The sequence below is a fragment of the Intestinibacter sp. genome, assembly GCF_051866655.1.
In the GTDB taxonomy this organism is placed as follows: Bacteria; Bacillota; Clostridia; order Peptostreptococcales; family Peptostreptococcaceae; genus Intestinibacter.
In genome coordinates, this window is sequence record NZ_JBJDXL010000535.1 from 1 (window position 1) to 2,176 (window position 2,176).

At 32.4% G+C, this 2,176-nt stretch carries 1 protein-coding gene; it reads right to left on the reverse strand.

Features of this window, described 5'->3' with window-relative positions; all coding sequences use genetic code 11:
* The coding region (locus tag ACI3VO_RS16165) for a leucine-rich repeat protein (RefSeq protein WP_439758902.1) at nucleotides 1–2,176 on the reverse strand (2,176 nt) is incomplete at both ends.

Here is a 2,176-nt window from a genome sequence, read left to right on the forward strand (position 1 = left end):
AAATAGATGTTAAGTTAGATGGTAGAGATGTAAGAGTTAATCTCATACATGCTCCAAATGCTTGTACACCTATATAGCTTATACTATCTGGAAGCTTGTCTAATGCTAAATATGAACAGCTTACAAATGCATAATCATCGATAGTTTCAAGACCATCAGGTAAGTTTATTGAAACTAGATTTCTACATCCGTTAAATGAGTTTTTACCTATAGCTTTTGTAGCTTCAGGAATAACTACATTTGTTAATAGAGTTTTACCTTTAAATAATTCATCTGGTATTGTATCATTTTCAAAATTAGCTCCACTTAAATCAACTTTGTTAGCTAAATTTACATTTTCTTTTATATATTTTTCATCGTCGCTGTTTAATACTACACCGTCAGCGCATTTTATTTTTAAAGTGTGTATTTCTGTTCCTTTTAATCCAAGCTCTTCTATAGCTTTTTCAGCTGCTTCTTGTAAACCTCCAGCTTTTTGAACTTCAACATTTAGAATTACTTCTTCAGCTTCAACTATTTCAAGATTTTTCCATCCAGTTGTATTCTTATAAGCTTCTGCACTTCCAAAAGGTACGATAACTGTTGTTACACTAGAACCGTCAAAGATATTTTCTGAGAATCCAGTTGCTGGTATTGCTGAATTTACTTTTACTGTTGTTCCAAGAGATGTACAACCTTTAAATGCTTCTATACTGATAGAAGTAATATTTGCAGGTATTTCTACATCTTTTAAGTTTGTACAACCTCTAAAGAAATATGCAGGTATAGATACTGCTTTATTTGGAATATTAGCCTTTTCAAGTGATGTACATCCATCAAAAGTACCATATCCTATGTATTGTACATCATCAGGTAATACAACTTCTTTTATTGTTGTATTATTCATAAAAGCTATAGATGGGAAAGACCCAGAAACTGTAACTAATGATAAATCTATTTTTTCAGCAGCAGTAAGGTTTGTATTTATAAAAGTACAATCTGCACTTGTAAAATTGACACCTTCTGAAGTTATTACTTTTATACCTTTAATATCTTCATATGATTTTCCTGTACTAGCTAATAGCTTATCAACTGTAGCTTGTAAAGTTGAGCCTTTTGCTATTGTAACTGTAATCATATCTTCTGCATCTACAACTTTGAAATTGTATGTATCGTATTTTTCAGCATCTTTTGTAGAAGTAGCTTTTATATATGCATCTCCTGCGTATAGAGCTTGCCATTTACCTGTTTTTGAATCTATAGATATATTATCACTTGCTGTAAATTCTACTTCTTTGTATTGATCTTCGTCAGGTGCTGCTGTAACACTAGCTGTAGCAGTTCCTGTTGCACCAACTTGTACGCTTTCTGCTTTGTCACTTGTTATAGTTACACTTGATATGCTTATTACTCTTGAATCCTTGAAAGCTTCAAATGCATTTGTAAGTGATTCTATTGCTGCTTTTACTTCTTTTCTACTTGCATCGACATTTTCACTTACTTTTTTAGCATCTGCTATCGCTGTTTCAATATCTTCTTTTGATGGATATTGTCCGATTTCAGTTCCTACCTGAGCTTCTGATACGAATTTTTCAACCTCTGAAATTAAATTATTTATTTCTGTTTTGTCTACTTCTCCTGTGAATCCACCGTAAGTAGTGAATTTAAATGCTACAGGAACACCAAGGTTCTTAGCTATGTTGTTTCCACATACCTCTGGACCAAAAACTAATATATAGTCTCCTGCTGCAAGAATGTCTTTTTCTACACCTATATATATAGTTCTTGTACTAGAATCATATGACATATATTTAAGTAGTCCTTCTCCACCGTTGTATTCTGCCACTACATCCTTCCAGTCGCTGTCGTATATTTTTATATACGGCATGCAATTATTTCTAAAATTAGTTCCATCTCCAAACGCATTCATTCCTGCAGTCATAGTAAATCCAAATACTACATCTTCAGAACCATTTATTTGTGATCCAATTGCATTTACATATTTTTCTGATGTTTGTTCTTCTACTGTTATATCCCCTTCATAACTCAACATCTTCATGGTGTTTCCACCTAATCCTTGAAAACCATAAGCGATTTCTTCTGCATATGATAATTGATATGGAAGCATATATGCTAATATCATAAATACTGTAAGCATAACCGAAATCGGTTTTCTAACTGTTTCTCTCAAATACAT